Source organism: Xanthomonas melonis (assembly GCF_020783655.1).
GTDB lineage: Bacteria > Pseudomonadota > Gammaproteobacteria > Xanthomonadales > Xanthomonadaceae > Xanthomonas > Xanthomonas melonis.
Map to the genome: position 1 here is coordinate 76,848 of NZ_JAJGQH010000017.1, position 20,675 is coordinate 97,522.

12 protein-coding genes are annotated in these 20,675 nt (G+C 60.6%); 11 read left to right on the forward strand and 1 reads right to left on the reverse strand.

All coding sequences use genetic code 11. The features are described from left to right. Window positions 1–269: 269 nt before the first annotated feature. Window positions 270–2,084, reverse strand: a complete 1,815-nt coding sequence (locus LL964_RS16905; protein WP_104588399.1) for a GspE/PulE family protein — start codon at window positions 2,082–2,084, stop codon at window positions 270–272. 89 nt (window positions 2,085–2,173) lie between these two features. Between LL964_RS16905 and glyQ the strand changes: the two genes are divergently transcribed. From glyQ to LL964_RS16960, 11 genes are all read left to right on the forward strand, one after another. Next, the gene (gene glyQ / locus LL964_RS16910) at window positions 2,174–3,082 is read left to right on the forward strand and encodes a glycine--tRNA ligase subunit alpha (RefSeq protein ID WP_104588398.1); all 909 of its coding nucleotides are present in this window, start codon (window positions 2,174–2,176) and stop codon (window positions 3,080–3,082) included. A gap of 293 nt (window positions 3,083–3,375) precedes the next feature. Next, window positions 3,376–5,592, forward strand: a complete 2,217-nt coding sequence (gene glyS / locus LL964_RS16915; RefSeq protein ID WP_104588397.1) for a glycine--tRNA ligase subunit beta — start codon at window positions 3,376–3,378, stop codon at window positions 5,590–5,592. 342 nt (window positions 5,593–5,934) lie between these two features. Further along, window positions 5,935–7,719: an autotransporter assembly complex protein TamA gene (locus LL964_RS16920; protein WP_104588396.1), complete on the forward strand. Its 1,785-nt coding sequence runs from the start codon at window positions 5,935–5,937 to the stop codon at window positions 7,717–7,719. Continuing rightward, window positions 7,716–11,570 carry a translocation/assembly module TamB domain-containing protein gene (locus LL964_RS16925; protein WP_104588395.1) on the forward strand — a complete coding sequence of 1,285 codons (3,855 nt, stop codon included), beginning with the start codon at window positions 7,716–7,718 and terminating at the stop codon, window positions 11,568–11,570. Before LL964_RS16920 ends, LL964_RS16925 begins: the two co-directional genes overlap by 4 nt. Window positions 11,571–11,789: 219 nt before the next feature. Next, on the forward strand, window positions 11,790–12,059 hold the full coding sequence (locus tag LL964_RS16930) for a hypothetical protein (RefSeq protein WP_146092418.1): 270 nt from the start codon (window positions 11,790–11,792) through the stop codon (window positions 12,057–12,059). A gap of 260 nt (window positions 12,060–12,319) precedes the next feature. Then, entirely contained in the window at window positions 12,320–12,643 is a 324-nt protein-coding gene (locus tag LL964_RS16935) for a hypothetical protein (RefSeq protein ID WP_104588393.1), read from the forward strand. 195 nt (window positions 12,644–12,838) lie between these two features. Beyond that, window positions 12,839–15,367: an RHS repeat domain-containing protein gene (locus tag LL964_RS16940; RefSeq protein WP_104588392.1), complete on the forward strand. Its 2,529-nt coding sequence runs from the start codon at window positions 12,839–12,841 to the stop codon at window positions 15,365–15,367. Between the two features lie 6 nt (window positions 15,368–15,373). Next, window positions 15,374–15,772 carry a hypothetical protein gene (locus LL964_RS16945; RefSeq protein ID WP_146092417.1) on the forward strand — a complete coding sequence of 133 codons (399 nt, stop codon included), beginning with the start codon at window positions 15,374–15,376 and terminating at the stop codon, window positions 15,770–15,772. Between the two features lie 419 nt (window positions 15,773–16,191). Next, window positions 16,192–17,100, forward strand: a complete 909-nt coding sequence (locus tag LL964_RS16950) for an RHS repeat-associated core domain-containing protein (RefSeq protein WP_104588391.1) — start codon at window positions 16,192–16,194, stop codon at window positions 17,098–17,100. Beyond that, on the forward strand, window positions 17,097–17,684 hold the full coding sequence (locus tag LL964_RS16955; protein ID WP_146092416.1) for a hypothetical protein: 588 nt from the start codon (window positions 17,097–17,099) through the stop codon (window positions 17,682–17,684). The genes LL964_RS16950 and LL964_RS16955 overlap by 4 nt, the downstream gene beginning before the upstream one ends. A 99-nt stretch (window positions 17,685–17,783) precedes the next feature. Then, window positions 17,784–19,712: a hypothetical protein gene (locus LL964_RS16960; protein WP_146092415.1), complete on the forward strand. Its 1,929-nt coding sequence runs from the start codon at window positions 17,784–17,786 to the stop codon at window positions 19,710–19,712. The last annotated feature ends 963 nt before the right edge of the window (window positions 19,713–20,675 follow it).

The window sequence follows — 20,675 nt, forward strand, 5'->3', positions numbered from 1 at the left end:
GCAGTGGCCGGTTTTTTTCAAGCTGCGTGCCAACGCAGACGCTGTGGGTCATGGCCGATTGGCATGTGCTGATTCCCTCGAGACTGGAAGGCTGAAGGCGATGGCGACGGCCCATCGCGATGGCATGCCTGGATATCGGCCGACAGCCGCGCGACTGGACCATGGACGCATGCGCCGGGCCGTTGGCCTCGGACGGGCAGCTGGCCGTCCTGGCCAGCAGCGGGTGGAGCGGATGCTGCGGGCGCCCGCGGCACCGGACGACGTTGCGGTTACTCCCGCGGCGGCAACACCGACAGTACCTCTTCGATGGTGGTGAGCCCGGCGGCGACCTTCTCCAAGCCGGTGCGGCGCAGCGTGCGCAGGCCTTCGCCGCGGGCAGCCTGGCTGAAGCTGGCCAGCTCGGTGTCGGGGCGGATCAGCGTGCGCAGGCGTGGGGTGACCGGCAGCAGTTCGTACAGGCCCACCCGGCCCAGGTAGCCGGTGCGGCGGCATTCCAGGCAGCCGACCGGCGCGTGCACGTTCAGCGGTTCCGGCAGTGCTTCGCCCGGCTCGCGCAGGGCCGCCCAGTCGGCGTCGCTGAGCGTGTGCGGCCGCTTGCAGTGCACGCACAGGGTGCGCACCAGCCGCTGCGCCAGCACGCCGTTGAGCGTGGAAGCCACCAGATAGTGCGGCACGCCCAGGTCGAGCAGGCGGGTGATCGCCGAGGCGGCGTCGTTGGTGTGCAGCGTCGACAGCACCAGGTGGCCGGTGAGCGAGGCCTGCACCGCCATCTGCGCGGTTTCCAGGTCGCGGATTTCGCCGATCATGATGATGTCCGGGTCCTGCCGCAGCAGCGTGCGCACGCCGCTGGCAAAATCCAGGTCGATGTTCTGCTGCACCTGCATCTGGTTGAATTCCGGCGCGATCATCTCGATCGGGTCTTCCACGCTGCACACGTTCACGTCCGGCGTGGCCAGGCGCTTGAGCGTGGAATACAGCGTGGTGGTCTTGCCCGAACCGGTGGGGCCGGTGACCAGCACGATGCCGTGCGGGCGCTCGACCAGCGCGCTCCAGCCGGCGGCCTCTTCCGGGCTGAAGCCGAGCTGCTCGATGCTCTTGAACGCCGAATCCGGGTCGAAGATGCGCATCACGCACTTCTCGCCGAACGCGGTGGGCATGGTGGACAGGCGCATTTCCACTTCGCGCCCGCCCGGCGAGCGGGTCTTGATGCGGCCGTCCTGCGGGCGGCGGCGTTCGGCCAGGTCCATGCGGCCGAGCACCTTGATGCGGCTGACCACCGCGGTCATCACCGAGGGCGGCACTTCCAGCACCTTGTGCAGCACCCCATCGATGCGGAAGCGCATGCGCCCGGCCTCGCGGCGCGGCTCCAGGTGGATATCGCTGGCGCGTTGTTCGTAGGCGTACTGCAGCAGCCAGTCGACGATATGCACGATGTGGTGATCGTCGGCATTGACGTCGCCGGCGCGGCCCAGTTCCACCAGCTGTTCGAAGCTGGGCAGGCCCGCATTGGATTCGGTGCTGCGCGCATCGCCGCGCGCGCCACGCACCGACTGGGTGACGCCGAAGAACTCCATCGTGTAGCGATGCAGGTCCAGCGGGTTGATCAGCGCCAGCTCCACGCGGCGGCGGCTCAGGTGCTGCACGTCGGCCAGCCAGTCCAGCGCCAGCGGTTCGCTGGTGGCGATCAGCACGCGCTCGGCATCCAGCGCCAGCGGCAGGATGCGGTGGCGGCGCGCGTAGGCGTGCGAGACCACGCCAGTGACCGCGGCCACATCGATCCGGGTGGGGTCGATGCGCAGATAGCGCAGCCCGGTGCGGGTAGCCAGCCATTCGGTGAGCCGTTCCAGGCCCAGCTCGCCGGCCGGCGGCTGCGCAGCGTGAAGCTTGAGGTTGGCCAGCAGCACCAGCGGATGCACGTCGCTGGCGGTGCGCACGCCGGCACCGGAGAACTGCACGCGCTCGTGTTCGTGCGGCACCACCATGCCATCGGCGAGCAGGGCGGCCGCCACGGTGTCGAACATCAACCGGCCGCGCGGCAGGATCGCCGCTACGCTGTCCGGGTCGGCGCTACGCCGCTGTTCCATGCTGATCGTCCCTTGCGGCAATCGCCCGCGGCAAAGCGCCGCGGGTGGGCCGGTATACTAGCGCACCCCTTCCGCACGGCCCTTGCTGCATGTCCGATTCCCGGCGCGTTCCAATCACTTTCCAGGGCCTGATCCAGACCCTCAACCAGTACTGGGCCGAGCAGGGCTGCGTGCTGATCCAGCCCTTGGACCTGGAAGTGGGCGCGGGCACGTTCCACCCGGCCACCTTCCTGCGCGCGCTGGGACCGGAGCCGTGGAATGCGGCCTATGTGCAGCCCTCGCGCCGCCCCACCGACGGACGCTACGGCGACAATCCCAACCGCCTGCAGCGCTACTACCAGTATCAGGTGGCGATGAAGCCCAACCCGGACAACATCCAGGACCTGTACCTGGGCTCGTTGAAGGCGCTGGGCATCGACCCGCTGGTGCACGACCTGCGCTTCGTCGAAGACAACTGGGAATCGCCCACGCTCGGCGCCTGGGGTCTGGGCTGGGAAGTCTGGCTCAACGGCATGGAAGTCACCCAGTTCACCTATTTTCAGCAGGCCGGCGGGCTGGAGTGCAAGCCGGTGCTGGGCGAGATCACCTATGGGCTGGAGCGGCTGTGCATGTACCTGCAGAGCTGCGACAACGTCTACGACCTGGTGTGGACCTACGGCCCGGATGGCACGCCGGTGAGCTATGGCGATGTGTACCACCAGAACGAAGTGGAGCAGAGCGCCTACAACTTCGAACACGCCAACGTGGCCGAGTTGTTCCACCGTTTCGATGCCTGCGAAGCCGAAGCCAAGCATCTGGTCGAAGTAGACCTGCCGTTGCCCGCCTACGAGCAGGTCACCAAGGCCAGCCACGCCTTCAACCTGCTGGATGCGCGCCGCGCGATCAGCGTGACCGAGCGCCAGCGCTACATCCTGCGCGTGCGCGCGCTGGCCCAGGGCGTGGCGCAGGCCTACTACGCGCAGCGCGAGAAGCTGGGGTTTCCTGGAGTGAGGAAGTAACCGAGCCCCTCTCCCGCCGGGAGAGGGGTTGGGGTGAGGGTACGGAGGCGCAGCCCTCGTGCACCCAAACTCCATAGGCTTCGGCCGTACCCTCATCCGCCCCTTCGGGGCACCTATTCCCGCAGGGAGAAGGGACCAAAAGCCCCTCTCCCCTCGAGAGAGGGGTTGGGGTGAGGGTACGGGGCGCAGCCCTCATGCACCCAAACTCCACAGAGCTTCGCCCGTACCCTCATCCGCCCCTTCGGGGCACCTTCTCCCGACGGGAGAAGGGACTACGCAAAGGTCCACGTCATATGAGCGAACAACTTCCCCTGCTGATCGAACTGGGCACCGAAGAGCTGCCGGTCAAGGCGCTGCCGGGTCTGGCACAGGCCTTTTTCGATGGCGTGCTGAACGGCCTGGAAAAGCGCGGCGTCGCCGTCACCCGCGGCGATGCCAGGCCGCTGTCCACGCCGCGTCGCCTGGCGGTGCTGTTGCCGGGCGTGGCCACCGAGCAGCCGGAGCAGCGCTCGGAAGTGCTGGGGCCGTATCTCAACATCGCGCTGGATGCGCAGGGCCAGCCGACCAAGGCACTGGCCGGCTTCGCTGCCAAGGCCGGCATCGACTGGAGCGCGCTGGAGCGCACCAGCGACGCCAAGGGCGAGCGCTTCGTGCACCGCGCAGTGACGCCGGGCGCGCGCACCGCGGATCTGCTGCCGGAGATCCTGCGCGACGCCATTGCCGCGATGCCCATTCCCAAGCCGATGCGCTGGGGCGCGCACGAATACGCCTTCGCACGGCCGGTGCAGTGGCTGGTGCTGCTGTTCGGCAGCGAGGTGATTCCGGCCGAATTGCTGGGTGTGCGCGGCGATCGCGTGACGCGCGGTCACCGCTTCATGCATGAAGGCGCCGTGTCGCTGGCCGCTCCGGGCGACTACATCGACGCACTGCGCGCCGCGCACGTGCTGGTGGATGCCGACGCGCGCCGCGCCCGCATCGTCGAAGAAGTGGAAGCCGCCGCACAGCAGGCCGGCGGCAGCGCGCGCATCAGCGACGACAATCTGGAGCAGGTGGTCAACCTGGTCGAATGGCCATCGGCGGTGCTGTGCAGTTTCGAGCGCGATTTCCTGGCGGTGCCGCAGGAAGCGCTGATCGAAACCATGGAGATCAACCAGAAGTTCTTCCCGGTCCTCGATGCCGGCGGCAAGCTGACCGAGCAGTTCATCGGCATCGCCAATATCGTCTCCAGGGACGTTGCCGAAGTGGCCAAGGGCTACGAGCGCGTCATCCGCCCGCGTTTTGCCGACGCCAAGTTCTTCTTCGACGAAGACCTCAAGCAGGGGCTGGAGGCGATGGGCGACGGCCTGCGCACGGTGACCTACCAGGCAAAGCTGGGTACGGTGGCCGACAAGGTCGCGCGCGTGGCGGCACTGGCCGAAGCGATCGCGCCGCAGGTGGGCGCCGACCCCGCGCAGGCGCGTCGCGCAGCGGAACTGGCCAAGAACGACCTGCAATCGCGCATGGTCAACGAATTCCCGGAACTGCAGGGCATTGCCGGGCGCCATTACGCCACCGCCGCCGGCGAGCCCGGCGAAATCGCGCTGGCCATCGACGAGGCCTACCAACCGCGCTTTGCCGGCGACGACATCGCACTGTCGCCGCTGGGCAAGGTGCTGGCGATCGCCGAGCGGCTGGATACGTTGGCCGGTGGGTTTGCAGCTGGGTTGAAGCCGACCGGCAACAAGGATCCGTTCGCGTTGCGGCGTAATGCGTTGGGATTGGCGCGGACCATCATCGAGAGTGGGTTTGATCTGAACCTCGGGGAGTGGATCATGAAGGCACTGATCCTGCTCGCAGCTCAACCAGGCGCGGCACGGATCGAAAGCCTAGGCTTCTTCGCCAAGCTGGTCGAAGAGGAAGCGGACTATCTGAATCGACCCCAGTCCGTGGATATCGACCGACTGGAGCGCCTGCGGATTCGAGCACTCCGCATCCTGGGATCCGATGCGCCCGAGATCGATACGGAAATCTACAACTTCATCCTCGACCGCCTAAAAAGCTACTACGCCGACAAAGGCGTTCCCGCCTCCCACTTCAACGCGGTCGCAGAATTGCAACTCGGCTCCCTCTACGACTTCGACCGCCGCATCGACGCCATCGGCAATTTCGCCACCCTGCCCGAGGCCGAAGCGCTGGCTGCGGCCAACAAGCGCATCCGCAACATCCTGCGCAAGGTGGAAGGCGAGATCCCCGGCGACATCGATCCCACGCTGCTGCGCGAACCGGCTGAACAGGCCCTGGCCGAAGCGGTGGAAGCGGCCATCGGCGACACCGGCGATGCCTTGCATCGCCACGACTACGTCGCCGTGCTCGCACGCCTGGCGCGCCTGCGCCCGCAGGTGGATGCGTTCTTCGACGGCGTGATGGTCAATGCCGACGATCCGCAGCTGCGTGCCAACCGGCTCGCCCTGCTGAAGAAACTCGGCGACCGCCTCGGCAGCGTCGCCGCCATCGAGCATCTGTCCAGTTGAGGGCACGATGCATGCCGGGGCCAGGCACGGCACCTAGGCAGCGCGGCGGGTGGTGTGAGCCGAAGTGGCGGACACACCCACGGATCGCTCCAGGGTGGCGACCTGCGAAGCCGACCAGTTCATGCCGAGCGCGGCGATGCCAGTGGCATCGCTGCGGGGCCCCCGAGGCGGGGTCCGCAGCCGGTCAGTCCCGCGCGCGCGGTGATAGCGCTTCGTCGCGTCCTCTTCGCTCGCTGGATGTCGGATAGCCGCGTGCATGCGCGCGTGACAAGCGACATGGCACTCTCGCCTTCTAGACGTCCCATTAACAGACCCGAGCGGTCCTGCCGGTATCCTGCGCCGATGCGATTCATCTTCCGGGTCCGCCCCGTCCTGCTGCTCTTGTGCGTCCTGGCGGGCCCCGCCTTCGCACGCGCAACCATCGACAAGATCGAGATCAAGGGTCTGGACGAAGGCGACGATGCCGAGATGATCGAGAACATCGAGGTCTCGTTGTCCCTGTATGAGGCCGTCGGCAAGGAGCAGGGCGAGTCGCGGCTGGAATACCTGCTGGCGCAGGCCGAGCGGCAGACGCGCGAGGCGCTGGAGCCGTTCGGCTACTACTCGCCCACCATCGATCTGGCGGCCCCGCGCAACGGCGACCGGGTGACGGTGGTGATCACGGTGGAGCGCGGCGAACCGGTGCGGGTGCGCACCTCGCACATCTCCATCACCGGTTGGGCCGAACAGGACCGCTACCTGGGCCAGGACCTGAAGCAGTTCGAGCCGCGCCCGGGCCAGGTGTTCAGCCACCCGCAGTACGAATCCAGCAAGGTGCGCATCACCCGTCGCCTGGCCGAGCGCGGCTATTTTGACGCCGACCTCACCCGCCGCCGGGTCGCGGTGACGCGCGCCGAGCAGGCCGCCGACATCGATCTCAACTGGGACAGCGGCCGGCGCTACGACATGGGCAAGGTGCGCTTCGACTACGACTACTTCCGCCCGGGACTGTTCGAGCCGTTGGTGTACTGGGAAGAAGGCAGCTACTACCACGAAGGCAAACTGGATCGGCTGCGCGAGTCGCTGACCAAGCTGGATTACTTCAGCACCATCGATATCCAGCCCAAGCCCGAGGAAGCCGATGCCGATGGCCGCGTGCCGGTGGACGTCAAGCTCACCCGCGCCAAGCGCACCATCTACACCTCCGGCCTGAGCTACGGCAGCGAGAGCGGGGCCGGCGTGCGCGGCGGGGTGGAGCGGCGCTATGTGAATTCGCGCGGCCACAAGATGGACACGCAGCTGGACTATGCGCAGAACCGCAAGAGCCTGACCTCCAGCTATCGGGTGCCCGCCTTCCGTTGGCTGGACGGCTGGTACACCGCCTCGGTGCGGCTGTACGACGAGCAGACCGAATACATCGACCTGCGCAACATCAAGCTTACCGGCAGCCGCAGTGGCCAGATCAACGAGCGCTGGAGCGCCATTGCCTCGATCAACGCCTTGCGCGAGCGGTGGCGTTTCAGCAGCGGCGACGACTTCGAAGGCGCGGTGTACGAGACCTCCACGCTGATCTATCCGCAGCTGCAGGCCAACTACGTCAATGTCGACGACCGCCTGTTCCCGCGCAGCGGCGTGTCGGGGCAGATGTTCATCCGCGGCGGCGCCGAGGGGGCCGGTTCGGACACCAATTTCGGCCAGCTGTACGGGCAGTTGCGCTGGTTCCTGGGCGCCGGCGACAACGGCCGGCTGATCCTGCGCGGCGAAGGCGGCACCACCTGGACCAGCGACTTGGTCGCGATGCCGCCGAGCCTGCGCTTCTTCGCCGGCGGCGCCAACAGCATTCGCGGCTATGCCTTTCGCGAAGTCGGCCCGCGCACGCCCAGGCCGGACGAATTCGCGCTCGGTGCCAAGAACGTGGTGACCGCCAGCGCCGAATACGAGCATTACCTCAAGGGTGGCCCATGGGGCGGGGCAGTGTTCGTCGATGGCGGCAGCGCCTTCGACGACCGGCCTGACTGGCACACGGGCATCGGCTTCGGCCTGCGCTGGCGCTCGCCGGTCGGCCCGGTGCGAGTGGATATCGCGCATGGCCTGAACGATCCCGACTCGCAGTTCCAGCTCTATATCGATATCGGGGCCAACCTGTGAGCACACCCACTCCGCCCGCCGCACCGCGCCGCGCGCGTTTCTATCGCCGGCGCCGCTTCTGGGTGGGCTCGGGGCTGACCGTGCTGGGGTTGGTGCTGCTGGCCCTGATCGCGCTCTATTGGCTGCTGCAGACCGTGGCCGGGCGCGATGTATTGCTGGCGCAAGTGGTGGCGCGGTTGCCGGTGGGCGCCAGCTTCACCTATGCCAGCGTCGAAGGCCCGGTGGCCGGCCCGCTGACCTTGCGCAATGTCGACTTCAAGTATCAGGACATCCACTTCACCGCCGAGCGCGTGTATCTGGAGCCGGACCTGCGCCCGCTGCTGGGGCGCAAGCTGCAGTTGGATGCGGTGCAGGTCAGCAACGCCTCATTGAATCTGGGCAAGAGCGACGAACCGTTCAAGCTCCCCAGCTGGCCCGAATCGCTGCCGCAGATCACCGTGCCACTGGCGATCCAGGCCGACAGGATCGATGTGCAGAACCTGCGCATCACCCAGCTGCAGCAACCGATGGTCGTCCTGCACAGGGTGCAGGGCGGGCTGGAAGTGGCCACCGGCGAACTGCGTACGCGCGCGCTGGTGATCGATACCGACAAGGGCGATTTCCGCCTGCACGGCGATTACGTGCCCAACGACGACTACCGCGCCGATCTCACCGCCACCGCCGTGCTGCCGGCTCCACGCGGGCGCACCCCGGCCAGCCTGGGGCTGGTGGCGCGCGGGGATCTGGCCAAGATGGAAGTGGCCATTGCCGGCCGCGCGCCGGCACCGTTGCAGGCCAGCCTGGTATTCACCGGCCGCGACGACCCCAGCTGGGCGTTCAAGGCGGTGACCGAGGCGTTGGACACGGCGCTGTTGATTCCCGCCGCCGAGGGGCAGACCGCTCCCCCCGCCACGCCGATCGCACTGAGCCTGCAGGCCTCCGGCAAGGGCGGCAACGCCGATCTGCAGGGCAGCATCCGCCAAGGGGAACTGAGCGCTACCCTGCAGCCTTCGCATCTCCGCCTGGCCGACCAGGTCCTCACGGTCGAACCGTTGGTGATCGAGACCTTCGAAGGCCGCACGCAATTGCGCGGCTCCGCCGATTTCCGCGATCCCCAGAATCCGAGCTTCCGGTTCGCGGTCAATGCCGGCGGCCTGCGCTTCACCCCGGCCCCGGACCCCGCCACACCCGATGCGCCGGTGGTCCCGGTGGAGCTGAGCGAAGCGCGCCTGGGCGTGGCCGGTACCCTGAAGGCATGGGCGGCGATCGGCCGCGCCACCGTGGAGCGCGACGGGCAGCAGGCCAAGCTGGTGTTCGACACGCGCGGCAACGACCAGCGCGCCCAGCTCAAGCAGGTGCAGGCCGCCACCCCGGGTGGCGCGCTGGATCTGACCGGCGAGGTGGGCTGGACGCCGGAGCTGCACTGGGACCTCGCCGCGCAACTGTCCAAGTTCGATCCGGGCTATTTCGCGCCGGGCTGGAACGGCAACCTGTCCGGCACGATCGCCTCCAAGGGCCGCCAGCTGCCGGCCCCCGCGGGCGGGGTATCGCCGGGCCTGGAAGCCACCGCACAGGTGTCCAGTCTGCGTGGGCAGCTGCGCCAGCGCGCGCTATCGGCCGACGGCAAGTTCGCGCTGCGCGGCGAACAGGGCGAGGGCGAGCTGCAACTGGCGCTGGGCGCCAGCCGCATCACCGCCAAGGGCAAGGTCGGCGATCAATTGGATATCGCCGCGCAACTGCAGCCGCTGCAGCTGGACGATGTGCTGCCCGGCGCCACCGGCGTGGTGCGTGGACAGTTGCAGATCGGCGGTAAGCGCAATGCGCCGGACATCACCGCCGATATCGCCGGCAACGGCCTGCGCTGGAACAGCTACAGCGCGCAGAGCATCAGCCTGCGTGGCCGGCTGCCGTGGCGCGGCAGCGATGGGCAACTCGCATTGCAAGGCACCGCCATCGAAGCCGGCGTGGTGCTGGACAGCGTGCGCGTGCAGGCACGCGGTGCGGTGGAGGCGCTGCGCCTGGAGGCCGACATCGCCAATGCCATGGCCAGCCTCGCCCTGCAGGGCGATGTGCGTCGCAACGGCGCGCGCTGGCAGGGCCAGCTGGCCACGCTGCGCATCGCGCCGGTCAAAGGCGATGCCTGGGCGCTGCGGCAGCCGGCGCAGTTCAGTACCGACGGCGCCGCCTTCACCCTGTCCGATACCTGCCTGGGCGCCGCCACCGGCGGTGCGCTGTGCGCCAGCGCCAACTGGCCGCGCGACGGCATGGTGGTGCATGGCGATGCCTTGCCGCTGTCGCTGGTGCAGCCGTGGCTGCCCAAGCAGGAAGGCCGGCAGATCTATCTCCGTGGCGAGCTCACCGTCGATGGCAGCTTCAAGCCACGCGGCAATGCCTGGGAGGGCAGCTTCCGGGTCGCCTCGCCGGAGGGCGGCATCCGCCTCGGCGAAACCCGTTACGCCGCGGTGGCCGGCAACCCCAATCGTGGCGAGTTGCTGCGCTACGACCAGTTCAGCATGCAGGCCGATTTCACCCAGCAGCAGATCCAGGCCAAGCTGGGCATCGGCTTCCAGGGCGCCGGTTTCGTCGATGCCAAGTTCAACACCGGCTGGGATGCGTACGCGCCGCTCAACGGCGAGCTGTATCTCAACATGTCGCGGCTGTATTGGCTGGAGCTGGTGGTGGCCGACGTCGTGCGGCCCAAGGGCCTGGTCGAAGGCCATGTGAGCCTGCGCGGTACCCGCGACAAACCGCTGCTGGGCGGCGATGCCACCTTGAGCGATTTCACCGCCGAGTACCCGTCGATGGGCCTGACCCTGAGCGAGGGCAAGGGCCGCTTCGACGCGTTGCCGGATGGCTCGGCCAAGATCACCGCCTCGGCCAAGTCCGGTCCCGGCACGCTCACCATCGACGGCGGGCTGTCGTGGTTCGGCAGCAGCACGCCGCTGCTGCTCAATATCCGCGGCGAGAACGTGCTGGCCTACAACACCAGCGAACTGCGCATCATCGCCAACCCGGACATGCAGTTCGGCATCGCCGACAACACCATGCAGCTACGCGGCAAGGTCACCGTGCCCGAAGCGGATATCGACCTGGAACGCCTGGACCGTGGCACTTCGGTGTCCGAAGACGTGGTGGTACTGGACCCGGTGGATCCGGAAGAAACCCCGGCCTCGCCGCTGGACATGGACCTGGCCATCGTGCTCGGCGACAAGGTCAACATGAGCGGCTTCGGCCTCAAGGGCGGGCTGAGCGGGCAGATGCAGATCCGCGCCCGCCCCGGCCGCGAGATGACCGCCAACGGCGGGCTGGATGTGCGCGGCCGCTACAAGGCCTATGGCCAGGACCTGACCATCAGCCGCGGCCAGCTGACCTGGAACAACAACATCGTCTCCGATCCACGCGTGAGCCTGCGTGCCGAACGCAAGGTGGGCGACGTCACCGCCGGCATCGACGTCAGCGGCCGCGCCGAATCGCCACGTGCCGATGTGTGGTCCGAGCCGGCAATGTCGCAATCGGAGGCGCTGTCGTACCTGGTACTCGGCCGCGGCCTGTCCACCGCCAGCAGCGACGAGACCCAGCAGGTCAGTGCCGCCTCGGCTGCCCTGTCGGCCGGCAGCAGCCTGATCGCCTCGCAGATCGGCGCCAAGCTCGGCCTGGACGACGCCGGCGTCAGCCAATCCAGCACCCTGGGCTCGGTGGTGGGCTTCGGCAAGTATCTCTCGCCCAAACTCTACGTCGGCTACGGCGTCTCGATGATCGGCAGCGGCTCGGTGCTCACCCTCAAATACCTGCTCAGCCGCGGCTTCGACATCGAAGCCGAATCCAGCACGGTGGAGACCAAGGGCTCGATCAATTGGCGGCGGGAGAAGTAGGCGGCGGCCGACTTCTTGCCACGGATTGACAAAGCTGACCCGGCTGTTCATGCTGGTTGGAAGATGTATTCGCCATCACACAAGTATCTCCCGGGGGGATTCAAGGGGGCTGCCGTGGCCGTAAATCAACTCAGGGGAAGGCAAGTGTCTCATCGAGGACGCTGGGGTTTGCGGTACCTGTTGGTAATAGCGCTATTGCTCAGTGGCGGCGCCCACGCCGTGGAAGTGACCGCCAACGGCAAACTCTCTTTCGTAGAAAACGGTTGGTATGGAGAGGGGCTTTCCTTCGCACACTCCGCGCCCGTAGCGGGCTGCACCGGTGGCGCAAACAATTACGTTATCGATAAGAACCATCCGTCCTACCAGGAATTGCTTGCGATCGCATTGACCGCATACACCCGCGAACTCGATGTCAAGTTGATCGTGGAGCCGGGCGTCTGCGGATTTGGCGTCCGCACAAAGATATTGGCGATGCGGTTGGCAAAATAACAGTTGCTCCGATAGCGGGTAACCCCCTGCAGTTGGTGAGGTTATCTGCTGGACTGCAAGTGTTCGCTCTTTCGATGCGGATGTTTGGACAGTCCCGATGGAGAGCGAATTTCTGCCAGCCCTTCGAAGCAAGCCATCATAGAATGCAGCTCGCTCGTAGCTTTGCTGTTTCAGGTCGATTTCACTAAACATTTGGCGCACTCATGCCAAGCCACCGGTCGCCATGCATGTAGATGCGGCGCACCAAATCGCGAGGGAATATGAGAGTTCTTGCAGGATTGATCGTAATTTTGAGTTTGCTTGCGATGTCGGGCCCGGCGTATGCATTGCAGTCATTTACCGGACGAGTAGTCCGGGTCGAAGCGACCTATATGCCAACCCAAATTCCATTCATCCTGAGCGAAGGTAATACAACATGCCCGGCTGGTAAACCGATCTACTGGTCCAGCCAAAATGTTGAAAATAACAAAGCAATCTACGCAACCTTAATCGCGGCGATGACTTCCGGAAAGAAAATAACGTTCATCGTTGATGACGGTGATCAGTCTTGCAGGGGTAAATTTTTGTATCTTGAAGACGCATGATTTATGAAGGCGTCCTCGATGCACAGTACGGCGGAGCATCGTGCAGATGTTCTATTGAAGAACAAGGGTTGCGGATCGCTTGGTTATCCGAGTGCGCTAAGGAAGGTGATCGATTTCACCACACCTGTCGGCTCCCGGACCAGCGGAAAATGAAAGTCGAGCTGAGAAAAGTGAAAGTGAATCCACGAGGAAAAGATGAGTAAGAAACATCAAGAACTACTGAAGCTTTCATCATCCTTGGCTTCACTGCTGTGCCTATCAACAGCGCAGGCGCAGAACTACACCAAGACGGAGACATTATCCTACTATGATGACACCTCCAAATGGGTACTCGGCCAAACATCGCGGGTAGTTGTCGATGGCATCACCACATCGGAAGTGGCCTACGGTGCGAATGCCCAGCCGGTGGCCACGCGAAACTTCGGAAAACTACAGCAGACATTGACCTATAACGGGGACGGCACGATCGCGACCGTTACCGATGGAAACGGCAATACGACCGTACTGTCTGGCTGGATGCGCGGCATTCCACAGTCGATTCGTCACGCTGACGGCAGTAGTGAATCAGCAATCGTCAATGACAATGGATGGCTCACTTCCGTCACCGACGAGAACGGATACTCCACATCGTATGGTTACGATGCGATGGGAAGGATTTCGAGCATTTCATATCCGCAAGGCGATAGCACTGCCTGGAATTCCACTGCACAGGCATTCGAACTTGTAATGGTGCCGGAGTACGGTATAGGGGCCGGACACTGGCGGCAGACAATCGCGACCGGAAACTATCGCAAGCTCACATATTTCGATGCGCTTTGGCGTCCCCTACTCACGCGTGAGTTTGATGCGGCCAACGAAGCCGCTACACAACGGTTCCAGAGATTCACATACGACCACGAAGGTCGTGTGACCTTTGCTTCCTATCCTGGCAGTAGCGATGCGCTGACGACAGGAACCTGGACGGAGTATGACGCTCTAGGCCGGACGATATCTGTTGGCCAAGACACGGAGCTGGATACGAAGGCACTATTGACGTTTACCGAGTATTTGCCAGGTAATAAGACACGGGTGAGAAGTCCCAACGAGCAAGCCACTGTGACTGGCTATCAAGTCTTCGATCAACCGGCGTACGACAAGCCCGTCTTGATCCAACATCCAGAAGGCGCCGTCACCGAGATCTCGCGCGACGTCTTCGGCAAGCCCACTGCAATCACACGGCACAGCAATGATTGGAGTCAGGTACTTACCCGGACATACGCGTACAACAGCAATCAGGAACTGTGCCGCACAGTTGAGCCAGAAACAGGCGCCACGCTGACTGGATACGATGGCGCGGGCAATATCAGATGGTCAGCCGCAGGCTTGCCGATGGATATCGGCTGCGATGCGAGCGGCACATCCGCGACCATAGCTGCTCGCAGAGTCGATCGCGGTTACGACGCACGGAACCGCGTCGTGTCCATGAGTTTTCCAGATAGCAACGGCAACCAGCGCTTCAGCTACTGGCCGGATGGCCTGACCAAACAGATCACGACCCAGAATAATGGTGTCGCGACCTACAACAGCTATGCCTACAACAAGCGACGTCTTCTTACCGGAGAAAGCCAGGGCCAGGCGGACGGCGAAACTTGGGCAATGAGTTCGATCTACGATGCAAACGCAAGTCTGGCGGCGCATCGCTACCCGACAGGCCAGACAATTGACTACGCGCCCAACGCTCTAGGCCAGCCGACTCGCGCTGGAGCTTATGCCAGTACGGTCAGCTACTACCCCAATGGCGCAATTCGCCAGTTCACATACGGCAACGGCATTTTGCACACGATGACCCAGAATCGTCGCCAACTTCCCGCCACAAGCCAGGACACCCATAGTGGGATCGCAGTTCTGAGTGATAGCTACACCTACGACAAGAATGGCAACGTAAAGGCAATCGCCGACAATGCTTCATGGCGTAATGGGCGTGGAAATCGCAGCATGGAGTACGACGGGCTGGACCGTTTGAAGTCGGCATCTTCTCCGATGTTCGGTAATGCAGTCTATGCATACGATGCGCTGGATAATTTGACGAAGGTGGCTGTCTCGGGACGCGATCATTGGTATTGCTACGACCCGTACTGGCATTTGACGAATATCAAGACCGGGGGCAGCTGCAGTGGGGGCACCGTCATTGGCCTTGCATACGATCTGCAGGGAAACCTTGTCAACAAGAATGGTCAGACATACGCATTCGACTTCGGTAACCGACTACGTTCTGCAACCAACAAGGAAACGTATCGGTACGATGGTAACGGCAGACGGACGCTGGCAACCCAGTCAGGGGGGGGCGTCGCCTCCATGTACGACCAAGGTGGTGTTCTACGCTTTCAAAAGAACCAGCGCAGCTCAAAAACCATCGAGTACGTGGTGCTTGGTGGTAGCAATATCGCTGAAGTGGAATGGCCGCTCGGCTACTTGCCTGCCATGAAGGACACTTTGACGTGGGGGGCAAATCCCGGAGCCGTGCGTTACATAGTTGAAGAGAGTATCGACCGCCTAACATGGACATCGGTCTACGAGGGCGATCAAACGGGTTGGACATCCTTATCCCGTCCTTCGGGAACCTACTCATATCGCGTGCTTGGCTGTACGCAGAACGGTGTTTGTAGCGAGGTCTTTGGGGTTTCCCACGTCAAGCGGTCCGCAATGAATATCGTGCCGCTGCTTTATCAGCTTTTACTCAACTGATTTTACATGGTAATTCAAATATTCAATATGGCCGTCGGAGCTAGTATGCGTAAACTAAACAAGGGAATCAGGACTGCGCTCTTGCTGAGCTGCGTAGGATTGTCGCTCCTGGGCAACGAAGCAAGCGCCGCACCCTACGTCATAACAGGACAACTCATCACTCGTATGAGTACCGGCTGGGGCGCTGAAGGCCTGTACATTGAGACTTCTGGTGCCCCGCAAGCTGGATCAGCGTGCGGGGCAAACAACAACTTTCTCATCGAGGCAGGTGGCGGAATGAATAAAGAGATGACGTCCTTGCTGATGATTGCCATGCAGAATGATTTTCCCGTTGATATGTATGTAGACGGATGCGTGAATGGTGCAATCAAATTGAAGGCTATTTATGTCAACAAGAGGCGTTAATGCAGAGCCTTTCCGCTTGGACTACTACTTAATAAAAATATCATATTTATCCTGCAGCTCCATGCAATTTTGGCAATGAGTTGGTTTGAGATGTGGCGGGAACTCGAATCCGGGCGTAAGAGCAGGAGCAATACGGTAGTATGGTTTGGATCCGTTGCACAGAAGCCTCAAAGTGCACCAACAAGTTCTTCAGATGGGTCCAGCCCGGGGAGCAAGGCGTTGGTGCCAATGTTACTAATAGCGCTAGTCGATAAAGTGGAAGGATTGCCAGCAGTAGGCTGCGGTATTTTTGAGATCTTTCTTAAGTACGTCATTGAATTCTAAAGATTTAACACCGATGGCGTTCAAGTTTTTGCTTATGCCCTTACCACACGAAGAGATCAGGGTCTGATCTGCTGTTTTTCTAATGGACAACGATAATGATTGAAGAAACAGAATTTCCGTTTCGGCGGCTGTTTGCGCTGATACTGGGATTTTTCTTGGTCGCGTCTTCCTCAGCTGCCTCGGCGCAGGTCGTTCGTTACGTGCATACGGACGGCTTGGGCTCAGTCTCCGCGATAACGGATGCAAATCGTAATACGACTGAGCGTCGTGAGTACGAGCCATATGGGACAAGTCTTAGCGCATCCGTAGATGGTGTCGGCTATGCAGGACATGTTATGGATGCTGCTACCACACTTACTTACATGCAGCAGCGATACTACGACCCCAAAATTGGAATATTCCTCAGCATTGATCCGGTGACGGCATACGAGAATTCAGTTAGCCAATTCCATCGGTACAGGTATTCAAACAATAATCCTTATACGTTCACTGATCCAGACGGTAGGCAAGCAGTACCTGATCGGCCGCTGGTTTTCTATCAGATCACAACACGTACGGCTACTGATAGCGGGGCGGTGAATGTCGCGAGAACAAATGTTTCGAATTACGGAATCGCTCACGGCACACGAACAGAATCTCGTGGCACGTTGACGTTACTACCCCAGCGGTCTCTAGGTGGCACGCCGGCCAATCCGGGGACAGCCGTGACAACCCGATTGCTTAATTTCAGCGACAAGTCTGGACAGAATATTGAAGTGACCAGCGGTCAAAGAACCGTGGAGCAAAACCGGGCGGTGGGCGGTGCGAGCCGTAGTCAGCATCTGCAGGACAACGCTGCGGATATTCGAATTAGTGGGAACACACCTAAGCAGACCGCCGATGCAGCTCACAGTTCTGGCGAGTTCAATCGTGTCAATCAGTACACCGATGGCCGCGGCGTACATGTAGACCTTAGGCAGGACGGTACGCAGGGACGATTCACCGACTGGAAACCCCAAAAATGAAAATCGTTGTCTATACCGCTTGGTTCCTGATGCTCTTGGCACGCAGTCCCTCTCCCTTTGGCGTGCCGGCAGACGAGGTGCACTCATCTCAGAAAGGTGTAGGACCAGCGGTATTGGGTCTTGACACCATTCATGGCTCCATTGCGGATCTACGTGTGAGTATGACCAGAGAGCAACTTGTTGCGACGGGACATCCCATTATCGAACGCTCAGTAATGCAGGAAGGGGACGAATACATAGTCATCGAAGTTTTGCTACACAAAGACCTAGTTATCGAATGCTGGTTTGATGGAGGCGGGATAGAGAGGCTGCGAACTACTGCCAAAGGCATTAGCGACGAAAGAGGAATCAGTGTCGGTTCAACCCTAGCTATGTTGAAGACTTCGTACCCAGGTGGCCGTTTGATTACAGGTAACGAAGACGGGCGACGTTATGCCAATTTTATCAACAACTCCAGGGTGGTTTTCGAGATGGAGCTGGGTGCACTTCCGCAGGCATGTTTCAGTGAAGAGCATCTCGAGTGCGAGGCGCCGCCGGAACTACGTGTACGCGGCATTACTGTACATGCCGGCCCTGCTGGTTGATGATAAAACTGTCCACGGATTGTAATTAGGTCGATTTAGCTTTGTGGTTATATTTTCACTTTTGATTCTGATTAAGTTCGTCAAGTTATAGGGAGTTGTATGAAGTCCGTCCGATTTATTCTTGCTGGCGCAATTATTATTCATCCTTGGGCGTCCTATGCGCAGCAGACCCCATGGGACGACTACTCAAAGCACATTAAAAAGTCTTCCTCGCCAGCTCGGTGGGGCGATAGTCAATTCGGTGATGCTGTTGATTTGTACACTGGAAGGCTTTCGTTTCGTCAAGTGGATCTCTCAATAGAGGGTAACTCGCCTTTACCCATGTTGGTGGCCCGCAAGTTATCTGTAAAGGACCCGGTAGTATCCGCTGCATGGTCAAACGTAGAATTTCCTGTCAATGATGAGCCTTTTGCCGATTGGGCGCTTGATATCCCTAATATTAGCGGTGTGTTTGCGCAGAAGCTCATGGGACCCATGCTTGGGCCTCAAGGATTAGTTCTTAACCCTGGTCAGCTTCATAACTGGAGCAATCAGCGCTGCTCCGGACTGCGAGTGCCGCCTTGGATTGGCGAGTTCGCTCCGATGGATTATTGGTATGGTTTACAGGCTGAGATGCCCAATGGAGGGGAGATGCTGGCGCCCACGTCTGGGCTGCCTGCTCCAACAAATGGCGGCGCTTACCGATGGGTTACCAATGCCCGTACTTGGTTTTCCTGCTTACCATCGATCCGAAACGCAAGTGGTGAAGGGTTTCTAGCAATAGCGCCTGACGGCACAAAATATTGGTTTGATTGGATGGCGCAGTTTCACGAGCCTACAATTCGTAAGTCTTTTGCTTACTCCATAAGTACACCCAGTGTCGGTTTTTCAGACGTCTATGAACAAGAGATGCATCGCAGACGCTACGCTCTCTATGTGTCGAAAGTAGAAGATAAAAATGGCAACTGGGTTTCATATCGATATAGCAACGCGTATGACCAGCCAGTTCGTCTAGATGCTATGGAAAGTAGTGATGGACGCTTTATTACACTGTCTTACAATAACAGCGGAAAGATCATAGCCGCTTCAGCGAATGGAAAGACCTGGGTGTACACATATTCCTCGGATGGCCAAGCACTGTCGAGAGTTACGTTGCCTGATGGAAGTGCTTGGTCATACGATTTTAACGGCTATCTCAAAGCCTTTAACGTCAGTGAAATGGATCCATCAAGTTGCAACTATCCCGGTTCGATTAGCGGGGGGGATGATACTATCTTCCGGGGACGAACCGTGTACGTAAGACATCCCTCGGGTGCACTAGGAGAGTTTGAAGTTCGTCCTTTGCTGCGCGGGAGATCGAATGTCCCGCAGCAGTGCATCCCCAGCCCAAGTAACGACGGTCCCGAGTTGGGAGTTGCTTCTGATTATGTTCGATTTTATTGGACAAACAGCTTGACACGAAAAAAAATCAGTGGCCCGGGGATGGCTGACACTCAGTGGACATACCGTTACAGCGGGGTACAAAATACCTCGGAAGTAGCTGGGCTTTGGGGTAAGTCTGCCAACTACGAGCCGCCCGGAAGCTGGGCTGTTCGGCCCTATACCTACAGTAGACTTGCCGACGAAGGGAAACCTTTGACAGACATAAGTACCTATATTCTTATTGAGCCAGTTTGCTTGGCCGACAGCTGTGCGGGTTCTGTGTCGACTGAAGTCGCCGGGCCAGGAGAATGGGCGCGTTATACCTTTGGAAATAGCTATCGCTACAATGAGCGAAAACTGCTGAAAAAGGAGGTTGGAGCAAGACCGGAGTCGATCTCGCGAGTGGAGAATTTCACTTATGAGTTGGCAAGATCGAGTCTTCCATACATACCGGTTATAGGGGCAACACGCCAGTACCAGGGAGACGGCTTTGCAGAGGCGGCGCTTCGTCCCCTCAAGACAGAATCAATACGGCAAGATGGGGTCAACTACTCGCGTGAGATTCTATCGTTCGATGCATTCGCAAGGCCGACAAGCGTGAGAAGGTCAAGTTCTACGGCTCCGTAGGTGAATTGTCTGGGATGTCCTAAGCAGGGCCAGGCCCCCGCAGATCTATGAGTAATGAGGGTGGATCGATTTAGGTCCATCCTCAAAAGAACCGTCCCCTAGGAAGAGCTCTGCCTGCGTGGCGTCTAGCCATTGAGGTGGCAATGATAATTGTTCAGATTTGCAAAAATTTACTTGACGTACTTATGTTTGAGATGGCTAAGCAGACATGGTGTGCTGAAGATAGGATGGGCAGTCGAGAAAATTTGTAAAGCATGGGTCGCAAGGGAGTCATCTGTCGCAGTTACAAAACTATCTTTCGATTTTTCGCTACATTAGCGTTTTAAATAATATTGGCATCCAATTAATTTAAAGATATGGAGTTCTTATGTCAGCAAGGGCGGCGGTACTGTCATTAATATTTCTAGTGTGCTTTCCACTTCACGCGGGAAATGGAAGCGGGAAGGTTACCCAGTTATTACCCCACACAGGTGATGTGGTCTTCTTTTCATTGAGTGGGGAACACGCAGCTCCTCCAACGTGCTCATCAACTGCCTGGTCGATATCGCTAGCCACCAACTCGGGCAGAGCTATGTATGCGCTGCTACTAAGCGCACACACACAGGGTACTACAGTGCATGTGCAGGGAACTGGAGATTGCTCGGCTTGGCCAGATCGCGAGACCGTGCGTTACGTTTTAAGTGAAAGTTCCAGCTCGTCTTGAACGGAATTTAGCCCTGGTTGGAAGTCTGCAGGCACATGAATCATCGAGGAAGAATAGTGCGCAAGAAGCAACTTCACCGAAGGTCGGGTTGTCGCGACGCTGAGTGGGCCAAAGTGGCTGCCAGGTCAAAGATCTGTAGCATGAGCCTGGCAACACATCCGAAATTCGATCATTTTTAACGTCCAATACAGGGGCGCATTCTCGTGGTTTGCACAACGGCTTTGGTTTGGCGTAGCAGCTGAATTTGCTCCTCAGGCATC